This window comes from Pseudomonas sp. Ma2-10, from assembly GCF_054330215.1.
In genome coordinates this window covers 44,034-63,849 of the sequence record NZ_JBTEYL010000006.1, presented here as the reverse complement: position 1 = coordinate 63,849, position 19,816 = coordinate 44,034, and the positions used below count along the sequence as shown (strand labels likewise).

Here is a 19,816-nt window from a genome sequence, read left to right as displayed (position 1 = left end):
ACCATCGGGCACCGTGAGCGCTTTGACGGTCTAGGGCCTATCGCTATACTGCGCGTCAACTTCACGGACAAAAGAGCCGAGCTCAAGTGAACCGGCCCACGCCAGTAAAAACCGATAACTTCTTTCTGCTGATCTTCCGTGCACTGCGCCACCGCCGTGTACCGATTGCATTGCGCATCGCCAGCCATAACGTGATCCTGGTCGCTCTGGCCCTGGTGATCTATGCCGGTGTGATGGGTTTGCAGTTCAAGCAGGCCATGCACGAGCAGGCGGATGCCCTGGGCGAAAGCCTGACCACCCAGACTGCCACGTCCGCCACGGAACTGTTGGTGTCCAACGACATCCTCAGCCTCAACGTCCTGCTCAACAACCTGACCAAAAACAATCTGGTGGCTCACGCTGCCATCTACAGCGTGGATAACCGCATCCTCGCCGAAGCCGGTCAGCGCCCCAAGCATAGCCTGCTGGGCGAAGCCGAAGGCATGTACCAGAGCAAGATCACTTTCCAGGACGTGACCGCCGGGCAACTGCGCATCAGCCTGGACATGGATCAGTTCCAGCAACCGATGACCATCAGCCTGCAAAGCATGGGCATTTTGAGCGCGATTCTGCTGGCGCTGTCCCTGGCCTTGAGCCTGCGACTGGGTCGGCACATCTCCACGCCGCTGCTGCAATTGCGGGTGTGGCTGCGCCATATCGACGAAGACACCCCGGCCACCGAGCGTCAGGATGAGATCGGCGATCTGGCTCGCCAGTTGCACGCCGACTTCGCGCCGGAGCCCGCCGAGCCGGAACCCGCTCCCGAGCCTGAATACGACGACAGCGACTACGAAGACGCGGACGACAACGAGCCAACCTTCGAAGTGCGCAATTTGCGTGACCCCAGTTTCGATGAATCCAAGCCTGTGGCCGGCCTCAAACCGGCGCCACGGCGCATTGTCAGCACCGTTGAAGACGATGACGACGACGATGCATTTGCCGACCTGCGTGATGAGTCAGCTTCGACCGCGCCGAAGCCGGTAGCCAAACTGCAAATATCGAACGTGCCGCAGCACAGCGCGGTGCTGGCCGTGCAACTGGGCGCTCAGGATCAACTGCGTCGCCTGCCCCGCACACGACTCGAAGAATTGCTCAAACGCTATCGCGACTGCCTCGATCAGGCCGCCTCGCTCTACCAGAGCGAGCTGCACACCCTGAACGATGGCAGCACGCTGATGCTGTTCCACGCCGAAGACAGCGGCGACGACTACCTGACCAACGCCATATGCTGCGGTGAGTTGTTGCGGGCTCTGGGCCATCAGTTGCAGATCGAAGTCGCCGACAGCGGCATCACCTTGCAATTGCAACTGGGCCTGACACTGGGCGACGAGCTTTTCGGCCTGAGCCAGATTGATCTGCTGCTGACCGAAACCGCTCAGGATGCGCTAGCCCTTTCGCAACACAGCCGTAACCTGCTGTTGGTAGAGCGCAAGATCGGTGACGACGCACTGATCCGCCAGCGCGCACGGATACGACCGATCGCAAGCCCGGAAGGCGCTTGTTGTGTAGAGCGACTGATGGAGCCTTATCCGTCGATGCTTGAGCGGCAACTGGCGCGGATGCATGAGCGTCGGGCGTAAATAGCCTCGTTATGAAAAAGCCCGCATCACTGCGGGCTTTTTCTTGGATCAATCCAGACTTAGAACCTGAATACTTCCATATCGGTCCGGATCGGCGAAGCCATCGGGATCTTCGGCTGCTTGTCCTGCTCGGCAGCAGGCGCCACAGGCTTAGGCGCCGGTTTACGCGGCGCTTCGGCAATCGGCGGCTGATTAGCCAGCGGCTTGAGCGCCGTCGACAGTTGCTCGGCCAGACGCTGCAGCAATACACCCTGAGCCTGAACCTGAGCCGCCGTGCCACCGGCATGCTGTTCCTGCAGGTGAACGATGCGGTTATCACGAACCCGGCCACGACGATCGATCAGACGCCATTGGGCATCAAGGATCGCCGGTTGCGCCTCACCCGAGTCCAGGCGAGTAATCGTCAGAAGAACCTGCACATCCGGCGTGAAGCCCACTGTCGCTGGCGCCAGCACCACGCGCTGGCTGTCCAGATGACCGGCGACCTGACGCAGCAGCAGCTGATCGACATCCGACGACAGGCTACCCGCCCAACGACCATCAGTCGAAGCTTGCAGGCTGCCATCCGGCTGTCGCTGCAACAACGTTTCGCGTTGCAGATAATCGGCGACCGTTACCGGACCCAGCAATACAGCCATGCCAGCGCTTTGCGCAGGCTGAGGCGGATTTCCGCTGTCCAGCTGATACAGCGACACCGCCTGGTGAACGCTGCAACCCGCCAGGCCAAGAACGCCAGCGAGCATCAAAATAAAAGGAAGGCGCAGAGCAGTCATCGTCCCATCCAGGTGGTTGCCACAAGGCTAACCACAGTGAAAATACTCAATAAATATGAAGAACGCTCGGCCACGCCGGCGCTTGAAAGGCCATATCATCCGTGAATATGCGTTCCGACTCCAGCGCCAAAGCGTCGATCTACGCGTTAAATCGTAGATCGAGTGCTCTAGGGCGCTTAATTGAGGTTTTCGACGAGCAGCGCATCTACCCTCTGAAAGCCACGTGGCAATTTGTTACCACGACGTCCACGCTCACCTTTGTAGTGTTCGAGGTCGTCGGCTTTCAATGACAAGGTACGTTTTCCGGCCTGCAACACCAACGTGGCGCCATCCGGCAATACGGCGATGTCCGTGACATATTCTTCGCGACTGGCGACACGCTCACCGGAGATCCCGATGATCTTGTTGCCCTTGCCCTTACCTAATTGTGGCAGATCGCTGATTTTGAAGATCAGCAGGCGACCTTCGGTGGTCACCGAGGCCAGCCAGTTTTGCTCACGATCAGCCACTGGCCGCGGCAGAATCACCTTGGCGTTGTTCGGCAGACTCAACAGCGCCTTGCCGGCCTTGTTTTTGGCTTGCAGGTCTTCACCCTTGACCACAAAACCGTAACCGGCGTCAGAAGCAATCACGTACAGCGAATCGTCTTCCGGCATCAGCACGCACTCGAAGCTCGCCCCTGGCGGTGGCGTCAGACGACCGGTCAGCGGCTCGCCCTGGCCACGGGCCGATGGCAGCGTGTGCGCGGCCACCGAATAGCTGCGCCCGGTGGAATCGATAAACACCGCAAACTGGTTGGAGCGGCCGGGCGCCAGAGCCTTGAAACCATCCCCGGCTTTGTAGGAAAGCCCGGTGGCGTCGATTTCGTGCCCCTTCGCAGAACGAACCCAGCCTTTTTCCGACAGGACGACGGTCACTTTCTCGTTCGGTAGCAGATCGTGCTCGGTCAGGGCCTTGGATTCGGCACGCTCAACGATTGGCGAGCGACGGTCGTCGCCGTAAGTTTCGGCGTCCTTGATCAGCTCGGTGCGTACCAGTTTTTTCAGTTTGGCTTCACTGCCCAGCAGGGCTTGCAGCTTGGCCTGCTCCTTGAGCAGTTCATCCTGCTCGGCACGCAACTTCATTTCTTCCAGTCGCGCCAACTGACGCAAACGGGTGTCGAGGATGTAGTCGGCCTGTATTTCGCTCAGGGCGAAACGCTCGATCAACGCAGCTTTCGGGTGCTCCTCGGTGCGGATGATGTGAATCACTTCATCCAGGTTGAGGTAGGCGATCAACAACCCGTCCAACAAGTGCAGACGACGCTCGACCTTGTCCAGGCGGAACTGCAGGCGACGACGCACGGTGTTGACGCGAAACTCCAGCCATTCCACCAGCAGCGCACGCAGGTTTTTCAGCTGCGGCTTGCCGTCGAGGCCGATGATGTTGATGTTGACCCGGTAGCTCGACTCCAACTCGGTGCTGGCGAACAGGTGCTGCATCAGCGCGTCATGGTCAAAGTTTTTGCGTGCGCCTGGAATAATCACAATCCGGCACGGGTTTTCGTGGTCGGATTCGTCTCGCAAGTCAGCGATCTGCGGGGCTTTCGACGGCTTGGCCTGCATCATGGCCGCGATCTGTTCCAGTACCTTGGCGCCAGACACCTGATGCGGCAGCGCGGTGACGATGATGTCGCCGTCTTCGATGTGGTAAACAGCGCGCATGCGCACCGAGCCCTTGCCGGTTTCGTAGATTTTCAGCAGGTCGGCGCGGGGGGTGATGATTTCCGCTTCGGTCGGGTAATCCGGGCCCTGGATGTGTTCGCAGAGCTGCTCGACCGTGGCTTTCGGTTCATCGAGCAAACGCACGCACGCTGTCGCGACTTCGCGCAGGTTGTGCGGCGGTACGTCGGTGGCCATGCCCACGGCGATGCCGGTGGTGCCGTTGAGCAGAATGTTCGGCAAACGTGCCGGCAACACCAGTGGCTCGTCGAGGGTGCCGTCGAAGTTCGGTCCCCAGTCCGCGGTGCCCTGGCCCAGTTCGCTGAGCAGCACTTCGGAATAACGCGACAGCCGCGCCTCGGTGTAACGCATGGCGGCGAAGGACTTGGGATCATCCGGCGCACCCCAGTTACCCTGGCCGTCGACCAGCGTGTAGCGGTAGCTGAACGGCTGGGCCATCAGGACCATGGCTTCGTAGCAGGCCGAGTCGCCGTGCGGGTGGAACTTACCGAGCACGTCACCGACGGTACGCGCCGATTTCTTGTGCTTGGAGTCGGCGTCCAGCCCCAACTCGCTCATCGCATAGATAATGCGCCGCTGGACTGGTTTCAGGCCGTCGCCGATATGCGGCAAGGCACGGTCCATGATCACGTACATGGAGTAGTTGAGGTAGGCATTTTCGGTGAAGTCAGCCAGTGACCGGCGCTCTACACCGTCCAGGCTGAGATCAAGGGAGTCGCTCATGCGGGCCTCATCGGTTCGTTGTCTGGCGCAGCAGCATGGTGCCACCGCGCTGGGTAAATTCAAGTTTGTTCAGCGCGCTCATTCCGAGCAGCACTTGCTTGCCATCCAGGCCTGGCACGACGAGGGCGCGCACATCGCGCAGCACAATGTCACCCAGTTGCAGCCGGTCGATGCGGGTTCGGTAACCCTGGGTGCGACCGTTGGCCGTGCTCAGGGTCACCCCGAAGCCTTTTTCCAGCTTTAGCCGTTCGGCCATTTCCGCCGGGATCGCCACATCGGTCGCCCCGGTATCGAGCATGAAATCCACCGACTGACCGTTGATCTGGCCGCTGGCGACAAAGTGACCCTGTGTGTTGCTGGCCAGTTTCACTTCGATAAACCCTTGGCCCTGCTCAGAGCTGACGACGGTATTGGGGTTCTGCTGACGCGCCTCCCACTGGCCGAAAAACCGCGTCGCCAGAAACAGCGCCGCGCACCAGGCCAGCACCATAAGTACCCGACCGGCGCGTTTTCCCGGCGTTTGCGGGCTCACGGCTTGGCGCTCCAGCCGCCTTCAGGCGCGGCAAAGCGCCAGACGATCGGACGTTCCTCGCCATCGGCGCGGGCATCGTTGTTGTTATCGGTGCCAATCCACGCGCCCTCGGCGTCAATAATCAACGCTTCGGCCAAGCCGTAGGGATCTGAATAACGGCGAGGCGCCTGCAAGGCTTCATCGGCAAACGACCAGCAGCGCTCAACCTTGGCCGTCACCACATCACGGCGGCAGATCTGGTAAGCGCTGCGTTCAAGGGTAAACAGCTTGCCGTTGAACAGCGACAGGTCGGCAAAGTCTCGGGACACTGCTTTGGCTCGGGGGAACTGCGCCGGCTGCATTTCTTTCCCGGCTTCGCCCAATAACACACAGCCACCATCGCAATCCCATACCGTTTGTTTGCGCTTGATCAGCAGCAATCCACGGCTTTGACGCTCGGCGGCGAGCCACAATTGATCACCCGCCGGATTGATCGCCAGGCCCTCGAACAACGCATTGAAGTGCAGCAGCATGCCGCTGGCCCGGGCTTCGCGAATCAGAATCGGCGAAATTTTCAGCCAGGACGATGGCCCAACGGGTGGCACTTGCAGAATCGCCGCATGGGATTCACTGACGATGTAGCGATTACCGGCGCTGTCGCAGGTGATGCCTTCAAAATCCAGATCTCCGCCACGGACAAACGAGGCCACCCAGGCCCGCGAACGCAAACCCCAGGGCAAACCGCTGTCTGGCACCGGTGGCACGTCGACGCCCACGGCTTCGGCTTGCCATACCCTGTCGCGGGTATCGAGCCGGTAAATCTGATCGTCGTCGCGATCCGACACCGTCCACATATCCTTGCCGCACTGGGCCAGCCCGGACAGGTTGCCGCCGCGCATACCGTCAACGGGGTGCTCGGACAACAGGCGCAGTTCCGGCATCGGTTCGGCAAACACCGAAACCGAGGTCAGAAGTAACGCACACGCCAGGACAAAGCCAACCCGCATCAGCCAAGAACCTCGGCCAGGTTGCCTTTGGATTCCAGCCAGGATTTTCGGTCACCGGCGCGTTTCTTCGCCAGCAGCATGTCCATCATTTCCGAGGTCGCTTCGAAATCGTCCAGCGTCAGCTGCACCAGACGCCGAGTGTTCGGGTCCATGGTGGTTTCGCGCAGCTGTGGCGGGTTCATTTCACCCAGACCTTTGAATCGCGTGACCTGCGGCTTGCCGCGTTTCTTCTCGGCCACCAGGCGATCAAGGATGCCATCGCGTTCGGCTTCGTCCAGGGCGTAGTAAATCTCTTTACCCAGGTCGATACGGTACAACGGCGGCATCGCGACGTAGACATGACCGGCATCCACCAACGGGCGGAAATGCTGGACGAACAACGCGCATAGCAACGTGGCGATGTGCAGACCGTCGGAGTCGGCGTCGGCGAGGATGCAGATCTTGCCGTAGCGCAGCTGAGCGATGTCCGCCGAGCCCGGATCGACTCCGATGGCCACGGCAATGTTGTGCACCTCCTGGCTGGCCAGCACTTCGCTGCCATCCACTTCCCAGGTGTTCAGAATCTTGCCGCGCAATGGCAGGATCGCTTGAAATTCTTTATCCCGCGCCTGCTTGGCCGAACCACCGGCGGAATCACCTTCCACCAGAAACAGCTCGGAACGCATCGGGTCCTGCCCGGCGCAGTCGGCGAGTTTGCCCGGCAGTGCCGGCCCCGCGGTGATGCGCTTGCGCTCGACCTTCTTGCTGGCCTTCAGACGACGGCCGGCATTGTTGATCGCCAGTTCCGCCAGCAGCATGCCGGTTTCCGGGTTGGCATTGAGCCACAGGCTGAAGGCATCTTTGACCACACCGGAAACGAACGCGGCGGCTTCGCGGGACGACAGGCGCTCTTTGGTCTGTCCGGAAAATTGCGGCTCTTGCATCTTCATCGACAGCACGAAAGCGATGCGCTCCCAGACGTCTTCCGGCGCCAGTTTCACACCACGAGGCAGCAGGCTGCGGAATTCGCAGAATTCGCGCATCGCGTCGAGCAAGCCCTGACGCAGACCGTTGACGTGGGTACCACCCTGCGCCGTCGGAATCAGGTTGACGTAGCTTTCCTGAACGCTGTCGCCACCTTCCGGCAACCACAGCAGGGCCCAATCGACGGCTTCTTTGTTACCGGCCAGGCTGCCGCAGAACGGCTCGTCCGGCAGACGCTCGAATCCGCTGACCGCGTCCACCAGGTAGGAACGCAGGCCGTCTTCGTAATGCCACTCGACTTTCTCGCCGGTGGCCTTGTCTTCAAAACTGACCAGCAGCCCCGGGCACAGAACGGCCTTGGCCTTGAGCACGTGTTTGAGGCGGCTGATGGAGAATTTCGGCGAATCGAAGTATTTCGGGTCCGGCGCGAAGAATACGCTGGTACCCGTGTTGCGCTTGCCGACGGTACCAATGATTTCCAGCTCGGTTTTCTTGTAACCGTCGGCGAAGGTCATCTGGTATTCATTGCCGTCACGCTTGACGCGCACCCGGACTTCGTTGGACAAGGCGTTGACCACGGAAATACCCACCCCGTGCAGACCGCCGGAGAACTGGTAGTTCTTGTTGGAAAACTTGCCGCCTGCGTGGAGCTTGGTGAGAATCAGCTCGACGCCCGATACGCCTTCTTCGGCGTGGATATCCACCGGCATGCCGCGGCCGTCATCGCTGACTTCCACGGAGTGATCGGCGTGCAGGATGACCTGCACCGAGGTCGCATGCCCGGCCAAGGCTTCGTCGACGCTGTTGTCGATGACTTCCTGGGCGAGGTGGTTCGGCCGACTGGTGTCGGTGTACATGCCGGGGCGTTTGCGCACCGGGTCGAGGCCCGAGAGGACTTCGATGGCGTCTGCGTTATAAGAGCTAGCGCTGGGAGTGGCCATGGGGTCTCGTCGTCCACCTGTAAAAAGAGTGTTCTGTGAAAAAGAGGCGACGACTCACAGTGCTGTGAAATCAATCGACTGATACAAATCTGCGCCGATGCCGGCAAAACTCAGCATTGCCGGCAACTGCTCTGCAAAACACTGGAAGCTATGGTCGCCGCCGGCCTGGATGCGCAAGGCACAGGCCCGGTAATACTGCTGGGCGAGGCGGTAGTCCAGCGTTTCATCGCCAGTCTGCAACCACACTTGATACCGCTGCGGGTCCTGGGGTGCCGGCACTTCCAGCTCGGCCAGGGCCGTCACGTGGTCGTGGGTCAACTCCCAGGCCTCATCGGTATACAGGTTTTTCTGCGTCCCCAGATACCCGTCGAACATCCGGTGCGGACTGACGGCGGGGTTGATCAGCAGGGCCTTGAGGCCATGGCGCTCGGCCAAGTGAGTCGCATAGTAGCCGCCGAGTGAGCTGCCGACCAGCAGTGGCCGCCCAAGCGCCTCAATCGCCTTGTTGAGCTGACCGATGGCCTCGCGCGGATGGTGATGCAAGGCTGGGATGCACAACTGATCGCTCAAGCCCAGACGTTCCATTACATGTACCAACTGCGTGGCCTTTTTAGACGAAGGCGCGCTGTTGAAACCGTGGATATAAAGGATCGAACCAGACATTTGAGCTCCCTGTGCGTCGGGTAAAGAGGCGCAGTTTACTGTAGGAGCTGTCGAGTGCAACGAGACAGCTCCTACAGGGGGCGTGTCAGTAGCCGTTGGAGCCGTAATCGACCTGAAAGTCGAAGCCGGTAACGCGTTCAACACCGGTTTCCAGTTGCCCATCAGGCAACAGCCGCAACCAGCGATACCCCGGTGCCTGGTCACTGACCTTGAAATCATCACTGCCCGGTTCGAACTGAATACAGGTCGACGGCGAAGCGATCAGACGCACGCCGTTGCGAACACAATCGATCTCTTGATGCACATGCCCCCACAACACCGCGCGCACCTGCGGAAAACGATCGAGCACGGCAAACAAAGCGTCTGGATTGCGCAATCCAATGGGCTCCATCCACGCACACCCGATCGACACCGGATGATGATGGAAGCACACCAGATGATGCCGTTCCGGCGCCTCACTCAACGAACGCGCCAGCAACTGCAACTGCGCATCCTGCAAAAAGCCCGGCACCGACCCTGGCACTGCCGAATCAAGCAATGTGACGCGCCAGTTACCGACATCCACCACCGGCTCCAGCAACGCACTCTGCACGGCGGCCTCCGCCATGACCCGCGGCTCATCATGATTGCCGGGAATCCAGCGCACAGGCGCATCGAGCGGTCGCGTCAGGTCACGAAACTGTTGATAAGACTCCAGCGTCCCGTCCTGAGAAAGATCGCCACTGGCAATAATCAGGTCGATCCGTGGCTGCTGAAGCCGCACCAGCTCGATGACTTCTTGCAAACTGTTGCGCGTATTCATGCCCAACAACGTCCCGTCCGTCTCGGCAAACAGATGACTGTCGGAAAGTTGCACCAGCAACGCCGAATCGGCGGTGGTCAAAATGGATACGCTCGGCAAGGCGTTCTCCCAAGGCTGAATCACGGGATTGGATGAGTGCCGCAATTATGCTGGGGGATGATCAAAAGGGGAAACCTGTGAACCTGACGCAGTTCACATCTACCGCTACCGCACAACCGCGTACTCGTGTCCGCAGGCCAGGCAATGGCTCAGCCATTCGCCCAGAAACATATTCAGCTGGGCCTTTTCGTCCGGCTGATGCATTGAGGCATTCGGGTAAGGATAGATGCCGCGAAAGCGTCGTGCATGTTCGGCGCTGATGACTTCGGCCATGCACGCGTCGTGATAGACCTGAACTTCCAGTTGCGGAACCGGCAGCCACGGCAGGCTGTGTTCCTGGCGCACTTGCAAGGTTGTGGTGTACGGGCAGACTTGAAGGACCTCAAGGGCCAGCACGCCGAGCATCTGGTCGCCGTGGGTCACGGCAATGCGCCGCGCCTGCGGCTCGTTGCGCATGTCCGGCAGCAGTCGCATCAGGCGCGCGTAGTTGGCCTCGCAGGAGGCTTGCAGCCCCACGAGGTCAACCCTATAGCGATCGCGCAGTTTGTTTACGACCATAACCCCCTCACTTCAGCGCGGTTCAAAGCTAACCATTGCAAGGCAATGATGCTGGCCGCGTTGGCAATTCGTCCGTCGCGTACGGCCTGTAGGGCATCTTCGAACGCCCAGACCGTGACGCGGATATCTTCTGCTTCTTCCTCCAGCCCGTGCAGGCCGCCGACGCCGGCGCTGTCGCAACGCCCCAGGTACAAGTGCACAAATTCATTGCTGCCGCCCGGAGATGGAAAGTACTTGGTCATCGGCCAGAGCGCCCCGAACACAAGCCCAGCTTCCTCCTGCGCTTCGCGGTGAGCAACTTCTTCCGGCGCCTCATCCTTGTCGATCAGACCCGCGACCAGTTCGATCAGCCAAGGATTGTCAGTCTTGCCCATGGCGCCGACGCGAAACTGCTCGATCAACACCACTTCGTCACGCTGCGGATCGTAAGGCAGTACGCACACCGCATCGTGGCGAACGAACACTTCACGATTGATCTCGCGACTCATGCCACCGGCGAACAATTCGTGACGCAAGTGCACACGATCGAGCTTGTAGAAGCCCTCGTAGCACTTTTCACGCCGGACGATATCAACGGCGGTCGGAATGGCGTTGGCAAAATCAGTCATGACAATCCTCTTTACTGCAAATCCGATCCGAGGCGCCTTATTTGTGACTTGCAACCTCGACTTCGCGCCATCCTAACGCGCCCGTGACCTTTGATGCAGCCCCTTTACCGTCATCGGGATAGACGGTGAGGGTGAAACCAACTCTAATTAGCTTAGTGGCGAACTGACTGCTTCGTTGATAGTCGAAGCGGATAACTTTTTGCCTTTCCCTGTTTTATGAAGGACGCCCATGTCGCTTTTTAAAATCGCCTCCGTGGCCGCAATCGCCCTGACCCTGGGTGCCTGCCAGAGTTTGTTCCAACCCAACTACCGGACGCCGCTGGAAACCACCCGCGACGCTTCCGAACAGCTGAAACCGGGTTGCACAACACCTGACTGCCCGCTGGTGAACATCGATACGCTGCACTTCCCTGCCGAGCCGCAGTTGGACGGTATTATCGAAAAACGCCTGCTGCAAATGACCCGCACCTCGCCCGATGCCCCGGTAGCGCCGACGCTGGCAGCGTATCGCGAGCAGTTTTTGAGCAGTGCCGGCCCGCGCTACAGCAGTTATCTGCAAGCCAAGGTACGTGAGCAGCATGACGGCTTGGTGATCGTCGAATTCTCCAGCTACCTGGACACCGGCGGCGCCCATGGCACGCCGGGCCGCAGCTTCATCAACTATTCACGCCAGCAACACCAAGTGCTGACGCTGTCGGACATGTTGGTGCCCGGGCAGGAAGAAGCGTTCTGGAAAGCCGCGCAAGTAGCGCACAACAGCTGGCTGATCAGCACCAAGCTCGATCAGGAACCAGAGTTCGTGAAGAGCTGGCCCTTCGTGAAAACCCAGAACGTGGCGCTGACGTACGGCGGAGTGATCCTCAAGTACGAAGTGAGCACCCTCGCGCCTTACGCGTTGGGTCACGTCGAACTGAAGATCCCTTACCCCCGCCTGAACGGCATTATCAAGCCCGAGCTGTTTCCTGGCCGTAACTGAAGGCCCGACCCAGCACGAATTGCAGCAGCCCTGCCACAATCAGTGACGGCAGGGTTGCGCCGATGTCCGGATACAGATTAGCCAGCAAATGATAGGTGCTCACCCCGCCCAACCAGGCGAGCAGCGCCGGCCAGCGCAATGCGGCTGACGCCACGCGAATACCGCGCTTGCGCAGGATGAAGTGATCCACCAGCACCACGCCGAACAGCGGCGCAAACACCGAACCGATCAGCAGCAGGAAGTTCTGATACTGGGCCAACGGCGCCAGGCACGCGATCAGTGTGCAGATCACGCCAATCGCCAGCGCCAGATGCTCCACCTTCAAGCGCAGTAAAATCCCACTGGAAACCGCCGCCGAATGAATATCGGCAAAAGCGTTTTCCGACTCATCCAGCAAAATCAGCAGCAGCGGAATCCCCAAACCGGCACCGGCCAATGCCAATAGCAAGGCATTCACTTCTCCGCTCGGCGCGAACGCCAGGGTGTAGGCCACGCCGAGGCTCATCAGCCAGAAGTTACCGATAAAGAAGCCCAGCGCCGTGCCGCCGAACACGTTTTTCGCTCGTTTGCCGAAACGCGAGTAGTCGGCAATCAGCGGCAACCAGGACAGCGGCATGGCGATAGCAATGTCGAAGCCCACGGCGAACGGCATCGAACCATCACCGGCCTGTGCCCACAACGCCGCCAAATCGGCTTTGGCGAACAGGTTCCAGGTCAGCCAGATACACGCGGCCAGCAGCAACCAGATGCCCCACTTGCGCAGGATCTGTCGGACGAATGTCAGCGGACCGCTGACGGCCAGCAAGGTTGCCAAACCACCAAAGAACACGGTCCACAGCAGCGGATTGGACAACAGACTGCCTTCGCTGAACGCCCGCGCACCCAACAGGCTGGCGGCATCGCGCATGACGATGATTTCGAACGAGCCCCATCCGATCAATTGCAGCAGGTTGAGCACCGCCGGCAGGCTCGCGCCTTTTGCACCGAGACTGAGTTTGAGCGCGGCCATCGATGACAGGCCGGTGTCACTGCCGATCACGCCGACCGCGGCCAGCAGCAGAACGCCGACCAGCGTGCCGAGGAAGATGGCCAGCAACGAGCCGGACAAGCCTAGACCGGGTGCGAGCAATGCACCGGTCTGCAGGACCATCAGGCCGATGCCGAGGGAGAACCACAGGGAAAACAGATCGCGGCCGCCGAAGACACGTTTGTCTGTGGGCACCGCGATATCAGGGGAATACGTGCTGGGTTGAATGCTCAAGGGTGTTATCTCAGAGGAACATTTGTTGTTGTGTTGATCGCCTTCGCGAACAGGCTCGCGAAGGCGGCGGTGCAGGCACCGCCGACCTCAGGTCAGATCAAACCTTCTTGTACAGCTGACTGCCTTCCTGTTTGAACCGCTCGGCCTGTTCCGCCAATCCTTGGGCGACTTCGGCGTCGACAGTTTCGATGCGCTGGTTGGCCGCGTATTCGCGGACTTCCTGAGTGATCTTCATCGAACAGAATTTCGGCCCGCACATGGAGCAGAAGTGCGCGACCTTGGCCGAGTCCTTCGGCAGGGTCTCATCGTGATACGAACGAGCAGTGTCCGGATCAAGGCCCAGGTTGAACTGGTCCTCCCAACGGAATTCGAAGCGCGCCTTGCTCAAGGCATTGTCGCGAATCTGCGCGCCCGGATGCCCTTTTGCCAGATCGGCGGCATGCGCGGCGATCTTGTAGGTGATGATCCCGGTCTTCACGTCATCCTTGTTCGGCAGACCCAAGTGTTCCTTCGGCGTCACGTAGCAGAGCATGGCGCACCCGAACCAGCCGATCATCGCCGCACCAATACCGGAGGTGATGTGGTCGTACCCTGGCGCGATGTCAGTGGTCAGCGGACCGAGGGTGTAGAACGGCGCCTCATCGCAGCACTCAAGCTGCTTGTCCATGTTCTCTTTGATCAACTGCATCGGCACATGGCCCGGGCCTTCGATCATGCACTGCACGTCGTGCTTCCACGCGATCTTGGTCAGTTCTCCGAGGGTTTCCAGCTCACCGAATTGTGCCGCGTCGTTAGCGTCGGCAATCGAGCCCGGACGCAGGCCATCACCCAGCGAGAAGCTGACGTCGTAGGCCTTCATGATTTCGCAGATGTCTTCGAAATGGGTGTAGAGGAAGTTCTCTTTGTGGTGCGCCAGGCACCACTTGGCCATGATCGAACCGCCACGGGACACAATACCGGTCACGCGCTTGGCGGTCAGCGGTACGTAGCGCAGCAACACGCCAGCGTGGATGGTGAAGTAATCGACGCCCTGCTCGGCCTGTTCGATCAGCGTGTCGCGGAACAGCTCCCAGGTCAGGTCTTCGGCAGCGCCGTCGACTTTTTCCAAGGCCTGATAAATCGGCACCGTACCGATCGGCACCGGCGAATTACGGATGATCCACTCACGGGTTTCGTGAATATGTTTGCCGGTGGACAGGTCCATGACCGTGTCCGAACCCCAGCGAATACCCCAGGTCAGTTTCGCCACTTCTTCTTCGATGGACGAACCCAAAGCGCTGTTGCCAATGTTGCCGTTGATCTTCACCAGGAAGTTACGGCCGATGATCATCGGTTCCAGTTCGGTGTGGTTGATGTTGGCCGGAATGATCGCGCGACCGCGGGCGATCTCCTCACGGACGAATTCGGGGGTGATGATTTTTGGCACGCTGGCACCGAAGCTATAACCGGCGTGTTGCTGGTCCAGCAGGCCGGCGGCGCGCGCCACTTCAAGCTTCATGTTTTCGCGGATGGCGACGTATTCCATCTCGGCGGTGATGATGCCTTTGCGGGCGTAGTGCATCTGGCTGACGTTGGCACCGGCCTTGGCCCGGCGCGGGTTATTCACGTGAGCGAAACGCAGCTTGGTCAGCTCCGCATCGGCGAGGCGCTCCTGGCCGAAATTGGAACTCAGACCCGGCAGACGCTCGGTGTCGCCACGGGACTCGATCCACGGCGAACGCACATCGCCCAGGCCTTTGCGCACGTCGATGATGACGTTGGGGTCGGTGTACGGGCCCGAAGTGTCGTACACAACGACAGGCGCGTTGATCTCGCCGCCGAAGTCGGTCGGGGTCACATCAAGGCTGATTTCGCGCATCGGCACGAGGATGTCCGGGCGAGAGCCCTGAACATAGATTTTTTGCGAGCGGGTAAACGGCTGAACCGATTGCTGATCGACTTGGGCCGAATCACTCAGGTTCGTCGTATTTTTTAGTTTTATCGTCATCACGGGCTCTCCAAACACATCCAGGCAGTGGATTTTTGTCGGAGCGAACCTGTAAACGAATGGACGCACGGGCGCTGGGAAAACCAGCAGTGCTGTGCTCGGTGCTCGAGGGTGTTCGATTGTCGAACAACATCCCGGACGAAGCACAAGAGGACTCGCCGGGTGACGAGAAATCTTGTTCCCTACGCAGGCGCTAACCTGATCAGGTTCAACGGGATCCGAAATTATTCGATCTCAGCCTCATAGCAAGGCACCCCGACAAGAACCCGGCCAGTCTAGACACAACTGCCAAAGAACGCCAACACCGCAGTAAACACCATGATGAATGGCGCAAATACAGGATTGTTGCGGTCGTAGCGCACAACTACACTCGCTACGCCATACCGCGCCTTGACGCTGTATGAGCCGCGCCGTAGCCTTGGCGCTCAAATTATCAGCGTAATTTTTTAGGGATGGCCTCATGCTGCGCAAACTCTCACTGGCCCTTGCCGTGTCTTGTGCGTCCAACGGAATGGCCTGGGCAGCAGAAGCGCCCTTATCGACCAACAACGACCTGGTCAGCGTGTACCAGGAAGCCAAGGACAACAACGCTGACCTCGCCGCCGCCGTCGCCCAATATGGCGCGCAGAAAGAAATCGTACCCCAGGCTCGCGCCGGGCTGCTGCCTAATCTGTCGGGCGGCGCCGAGCTGGCCAACGTGCGCACGGCGCTCGACCAGCCTTCGGCCACTGCCAACCGTAATGCTCATTCGTATCAAGCGACTTTGGCGCAACCACTGTTCCGCGCCGATCGCTGGTTCCAGTTCCAGGCCGCCAAGGACATCAACGAGCAGGCCGCGCTGCAACTCTCGGCGACCGAGCAGAACCTGATTCTGCAAACCGCCACTAGCTACTTCAATGTCTTGCGGACCCAGGACAACCTGGCGTCAACCAAGGCCGAAGAAGCCGCGTTCAAACGCCAGCTCGACCAGTCCAACGAACGCTTTGACGTCGGCCTGTCGGACAAGACCGACGTGCTGCAATCGCAAGCCAGTTACGACACCGCACGCGCCAACCGCATCGTCGCGCAGCGCCAGGTGGATGATGCCTTCGAGGCCTTGATTACCCTGACCAACCGTCAGTACAACTCGATCTGGGGCATTTCCCATACCTTGCCGATCCTGCCGCCCACACCGAACGACGCCAAGGCCTGGGTCGATACGGCCGCCAGACAAAACCTCAATTTGCTGGCAAGCAACTACGCCGTCAGCGCCGCCGAAGAAACCCTCAAGCAGCGCAAGGCCGGCCATGCGCCGACCATCGACGCCGTGGCGAAGTACGAGAAAGGGGACAACGACGCGCTGGGCTTCAGCAACCCGAACGCCTTCGGCCAGCCTTACGGTGGCAACGTCGAGCAAACAACGGTGGGGCTGCAACTGAATATCCCGATCTACAGCGGCGGCCTGATCAACTCCCAGGTGCGCCAGTCGTATGCACAACTGGATCAGTCCGAGCAGCAACGCGAATCCCTGCGCCGGCAAGTGGTGGAAAGCACCCGCAACCTGCATCGCGCAGTGAACACCGACGTCGAGCAAGTGCAGGCGCGCAAGCAGTCGATCATCTCCAACCAGAGCGCGGTGGAAGCGACCGAAATCGGTTATCAAGTGGGCACGCGGAATATCGTCGACGTACTGGATGCCCAGCGTCAGCTGTACACCTCGGTGCGCGACTACAACAACACGCGTTACGACTACATCCTCGACAACCTGCGCTTGAAGCAGGCCGCGGGCACCTTGAATCCGGGGGATTTGCAGGACCTGGCGCGTTACCTCAAGGCTGATTACAACCCGGATAAAGACTTCCTGCCGCCGGACCTGGCGAAGGCTGCGGCGGAGCAGCTCAAAGCCCGGCCTTAACAGCAAAGAATCGCAGCCTGTGGCAGGCTGCGATTTTTTCGTGACAGGCGCCCCGACCTAACGACCGATCAACCGCCCCAACCCATCCAGCAACCGCTGCAATGCACCCTGATTGGTGCGCATCACGTTCAGTCCCGCCTCCGCCATCCGCTGCGCATCCCGTGGCAACTCGAACAGCCGCTGCACCGCCAGCGCCAGACCTTCGGCATCTTCCACTTCCTGCAACGCCCCGGCACTGCGCAGTTGCGCGGCGATTTCGAGGAAATTGAACAGGTGCGGTCCGCTCAACACCGGTTTGGCCAGAGCCGCAGGCTCCAGCAGGTTGTGCCCGCCGTTCGGCACCAGACTGCCGCCAACAAAAGCGCTGTCGGCCAAGGCATACAGAAACAGCAACTCACCCATGGTATCGCCCAGCAGCACCGACGTACCGGCGGTGACGGGTTCGCCTTTGGAACGACGGACCGTGGCGAAACCCTGCTGCCTACACAACTCGAACACCGAATTGAATCGCTCAGGATGACGCGGCACCAGAATCAGCAACGTATCGGGATGACTGGCGAGCAACTGACGATGAGCCGCCAGTACCACTTCGTCTTCACCTTCGTGAGTACTCGCGGCGATCCACACCGGACGCTCCTGCGCCTGCCATTGCGCACGCAACTCGGCGGCACGCTGAAGCAGTGCCGGGTCGATGGTCAGGTCGAACTTGATCGAACCGGTCACTTCGACCGTTTCCGGGCGGGCGCCCAATTCGCGAAAGCGCTGGGCTTCGGCCTCGGTCTGCACCGCGAACAGGCTCATCTCGACGAGCATCGGCTGGGTCAGTTTGCTGAAACGGCCATACCCCTTGGCCGAACGCTCGGAGAGTCGCGCGTTGGCGAGCGCCACGGGAATCCCGCGCCTGGCGCACTGATGGATATGGTTCGGCCAGAGCTCGGTTTCCATGATCACCGCCAGTTTCGGCTGAACCCGATCAAGGAATCGCTTCGCTGCGCAAGGCAAGTCATAAGGCAAATAGCAGTGCTGGATGCGCGGCTCATTGGCGAACAGCGCGTGGATGCGCTCCGAACCGGTCGGGGTCATGCAGGTCACGGTAATGGGCAACTGTGGATAACGTTGCAGCAAGGCGCGAATCATCGGCGCCGCGGCAATACTTTCGCCCACCGACACCGCGTGCACCCAGATGCCGCCCGTTTTCATCGCCGGCAGCCCAAGGGAAAAACGTTCGCCGATGCGCTTGGCGTACGCCGGCGCCTTGCGCGCCCGCAGCCAAAGCCGAATCGCTACCAGTGGCAGCCCCAGGTAAAACAGCGCGGTGTAGAGAGTTCTATTCATGGCGGCGGAGTTTATCGGCTTTTGTCGCCGATCGCCTGCAAGTGCACGGCAAAACGTTCCGCCAGCCAACGGGCCGCCGGTCCCAGAGGCTCATCGCGGCGCCAGACCAGCTCCACCACCAGCGCTGGCGGGGTCCATTCGCTGACCAGTTCGACCATCAGATCCTGATACGCCGGGTACTGCACCACGTGACACGGTAGCCAGGCCCAGCCGAGGCCGCGCACCAGCCATTCAGCCATCACGTAGAAACTGTCGGCCCGCCAGACTTGCGGGCTGGCCGGCTCGCTACCGGGATAAACACTGGACTGTGTGGACATCAGCAACTGTCGATGCTGCGCCAGTTGCTGGCAATCGACCTGAGCCTGTTTCGCCAGAGGGTGGCTGACGCCGCACACCGTAACCATTTCGACGCGACCCAACACCCGCCGTTCGAGCGCTTCGGGAATCTGGTCGTGATAAAACAACAGCCCCAGATCAGCTCGACGCTCCACCAGTTTGCGCGCGACATCACCTTGGGCGGCACTGGTCAGCTGCACTTCAAGGCTGGGAAACTGTTGAGCCAGGGCTTCGAAGCTTTCAATGATCGGCTGATAGGGCATTGCCTCATCCTGGGCCACACGCAAACGGGCCTCCTGGCCGCGCATCATGGCCAGCGCCCGACCGTTAAGGCGTTCGCATTGGCGCAGCACCTCCCGCGCCTCGTCCAGCAATGCGTTACCGGCCTCGGTGAGTTTCGGCTGGCGGCCGCTGCTGCGGTCGAACAGACTGACGCCCAGGTCCTCCTCCAGCAGCGCAATCGAACTGCTGACCGCCGACTGCGCCTTGCGCTGATCCCGCGCCACCGCCGAAAACGAACGCTGCTCCGCTACGCTGACAAACAGCCGCAGCTGCTCCAGATTCCATTGCGTACTCATGGCTCAACCCATCGTCATAACAGATAGGTAATGACTTTACCGCATCTGGATAATCTCTAAAATGCCTACCTCAGAAAGCAACACTTCACACGAGGATGCACCTATGACCGCTTACTACTACCTGGCCATTGCCATCTGCGCCGAAGTGATCGCCACCGTTTCGATGAAAGCGGTCAAAGGCTTCAGCACACCACTGCCGCTGATTCTGGTTATTGTCGGCTACGGCATTGCTTTCTGGATGCTCACGCTGGTGGTGCGCAGCGTTCCGGTGGGCGTGGCATACGCGGTGTGGGCCGGCATGGGGATTGTGATGGTCAGCGTCGCGGCGCTGTTTATCTACGGGCAGAAACTGGATGTGCCGGCGATGCTGGGGATGGCGTTGATTGTGCTGGGCGTTGTGGTGATTCAGCTGTTCTCCAAGACCGCGGGGCATTGAAGAAAAAGATCACCCGAGCTCTGTA

The 19,816-nt window shown here is 60.1% G+C and carries 17 protein-coding genes and 1 riboswitch; of the genes, 4 read left to right on the top strand and 13 right to left on the bottom strand.

The annotated features are described in order from the left end of the window. Window positions 1-86 precede the first annotated feature (86 nt). A complete protein-coding gene (locus ACXPVS_RS10185) occupies window positions 87-1,619 on the top strand; it encodes an AhpA/YtjB family protein (RefSeq protein ID WP_458509815.1) in 1,533 nt (510 codons plus the stop codon). Between the two features lie 59 nt (window positions 1,620-1,678). Here ACXPVS_RS10185 and ACXPVS_RS10180 read toward each other — a convergent pair whose 3' ends face one another. The 9 genes from ACXPVS_RS10180 to ACXPVS_RS10140 form a co-directional block, all read right to left on the bottom strand. Then, window positions 1,679-2,392: a PqiC family protein gene (locus ACXPVS_RS10180; RefSeq protein ID WP_458509814.1), complete on the bottom strand. Its 714-nt coding sequence runs from the start codon at window positions 2,390-2,392 to the stop codon at window positions 1,679-1,681. 176 nt (window positions 2,393-2,568) lie between these two features. Continuing rightward, window positions 2,569-4,836 (bottom strand): DNA topoisomerase IV subunit A, encoded by a 2,268-nt coding sequence (parC, locus tag ACXPVS_RS10175; protein WP_458509813.1) that lies wholly within the window; start codon window positions 4,834-4,836, stop codon window positions 2,569-2,571. 7 nt (window positions 4,837-4,843) lie between these two features. Next, window positions 4,844-5,368 (bottom strand): retropepsin-like aspartic protease family protein, encoded by a 525-nt coding sequence (locus ACXPVS_RS10170; RefSeq protein ID WP_458509812.1) that lies wholly within the window; start codon window positions 5,366-5,368, stop codon window positions 4,844-4,846. Then, complete coding sequence (locus ACXPVS_RS10165; protein WP_458509811.1) at window positions 5,365-6,354, bottom strand: esterase-like activity of phytase family protein; 990 nt, start codon at window positions 6,352-6,354, stop codon at window positions 5,365-5,367. Before ACXPVS_RS10165 ends, ACXPVS_RS10170 begins: the two co-directional genes overlap by 4 nt. After that, window positions 6,354-8,258 (bottom strand): DNA topoisomerase IV subunit B, encoded by a 1,905-nt coding sequence (gene parE, locus ACXPVS_RS10160; RefSeq protein ID WP_458509810.1) that lies wholly within the window; start codon window positions 8,256-8,258, stop codon window positions 6,354-6,356. The genes ACXPVS_RS10165 and parE overlap by 1 nt, the downstream gene beginning before the upstream one ends. Window positions 8,259-8,312: 54 nt before the next feature. Next, entirely contained in the window at window positions 8,313-8,921 is a 609-nt protein-coding gene (locus ACXPVS_RS10155) for a YqiA/YcfP family alpha/beta fold hydrolase (protein WP_458509809.1), read from the bottom strand. Window positions 8,922-9,006: 85 nt separating this feature from the next. Beyond that, window positions 9,007-9,822 carry a 3',5'-cyclic-AMP phosphodiesterase gene (gene cpdA / locus ACXPVS_RS10150; RefSeq protein ID WP_458509808.1) on the bottom strand — a complete coding sequence of 272 codons (816 nt, stop codon included), beginning with the start codon at window positions 9,820-9,822 and terminating at the stop codon, window positions 9,007-9,009. Between the two features lie 105 nt (window positions 9,823-9,927). Next, window positions 9,928-10,380 (bottom strand): DUF1249 domain-containing protein, encoded by a 453-nt coding sequence (locus ACXPVS_RS10145; protein ID WP_458509807.1) that lies wholly within the window; start codon window positions 10,378-10,380, stop codon window positions 9,928-9,930. Then, window positions 10,371-10,988: an NUDIX domain-containing protein gene (locus ACXPVS_RS10140; protein WP_458509806.1), complete on the bottom strand. Its 618-nt coding sequence runs from the start codon at window positions 10,986-10,988 to the stop codon at window positions 10,371-10,373. Before ACXPVS_RS10140 ends, ACXPVS_RS10145 begins: the two co-directional genes overlap by 10 nt. 229 nt (window positions 10,989-11,217) lie before the next feature. Between ACXPVS_RS10140 and ACXPVS_RS10135 the strand changes: the two genes are divergently transcribed. Further along, window positions 11,218-11,964 carry an RsiV family protein gene (locus ACXPVS_RS10135; RefSeq protein WP_458509805.1) on the top strand — a complete coding sequence of 249 codons (747 nt, stop codon included), beginning with the start codon at window positions 11,218-11,220 and terminating at the stop codon, window positions 11,962-11,964. Here the strand turns inward: ACXPVS_RS10135 and cytX are convergent. Then, window positions 11,933-13,225: a putative hydroxymethylpyrimidine transporter CytX gene (gene cytX, locus ACXPVS_RS10130; RefSeq protein WP_458509804.1), complete on the bottom strand. Its 1,293-nt coding sequence runs from the start codon at window positions 13,223-13,225 to the stop codon at window positions 11,933-11,935. The two genes, ACXPVS_RS10135 and cytX, sit on opposite strands and share 32 nt — an antisense overlap. A gap of 97 nt (window positions 13,226-13,322) precedes the next feature. Continuing rightward, a complete protein-coding gene (thiC, locus tag ACXPVS_RS10125; RefSeq protein WP_458509803.1) occupies window positions 13,323-15,212 on the bottom strand; it encodes a phosphomethylpyrimidine synthase ThiC in 1,890 nt (629 codons plus the stop codon). A gap of 162 nt (window positions 15,213-15,374) precedes the next feature. Next, window positions 15,375-15,480, bottom strand: a riboswitch (TPP riboswitch). Between the two features lie 192 nt (window positions 15,481-15,672). Here thiC and ACXPVS_RS10120 point away from each other — a divergent pair. After that, entirely contained in the window at window positions 15,673-17,106 is a 1,434-nt protein-coding gene (locus ACXPVS_RS10120; RefSeq protein WP_458509802.1) for a TolC family outer membrane protein, read from the top strand. A 57-nt stretch (window positions 17,107-17,163) separates the two neighbouring features. On the opposite strand, the gene waaA is transcribed toward ACXPVS_RS10120, so the two are convergent. Beyond that, a complete protein-coding gene (gene waaA / locus ACXPVS_RS10115) occupies window positions 17,164-18,441 on the bottom strand; it encodes a lipid IV(A) 3-deoxy-D-manno-octulosonic acid transferase (protein ID WP_458509801.1) in 1,278 nt (425 codons plus the stop codon). Window positions 18,442-18,452: 11 nt separating this feature from the next. Then, a complete protein-coding gene (locus ACXPVS_RS10110; protein WP_458509800.1) occupies window positions 18,453-19,355 on the bottom strand; it encodes a LysR family transcriptional regulator in 903 nt (300 codons plus the stop codon). Between the two features lie 103 nt (window positions 19,356-19,458). On the opposite strand from ACXPVS_RS10110, the gene ACXPVS_RS10105 reads away from it, so the two are divergent. Beyond that, window positions 19,459-19,791: a DMT family transporter gene (locus tag ACXPVS_RS10105; protein WP_008027887.1), complete on the top strand. Its 333-nt coding sequence runs from the start codon at window positions 19,459-19,461 to the stop codon at window positions 19,789-19,791. The last annotated feature ends 25 nt before the right edge of the window (window positions 19,792-19,816 follow it).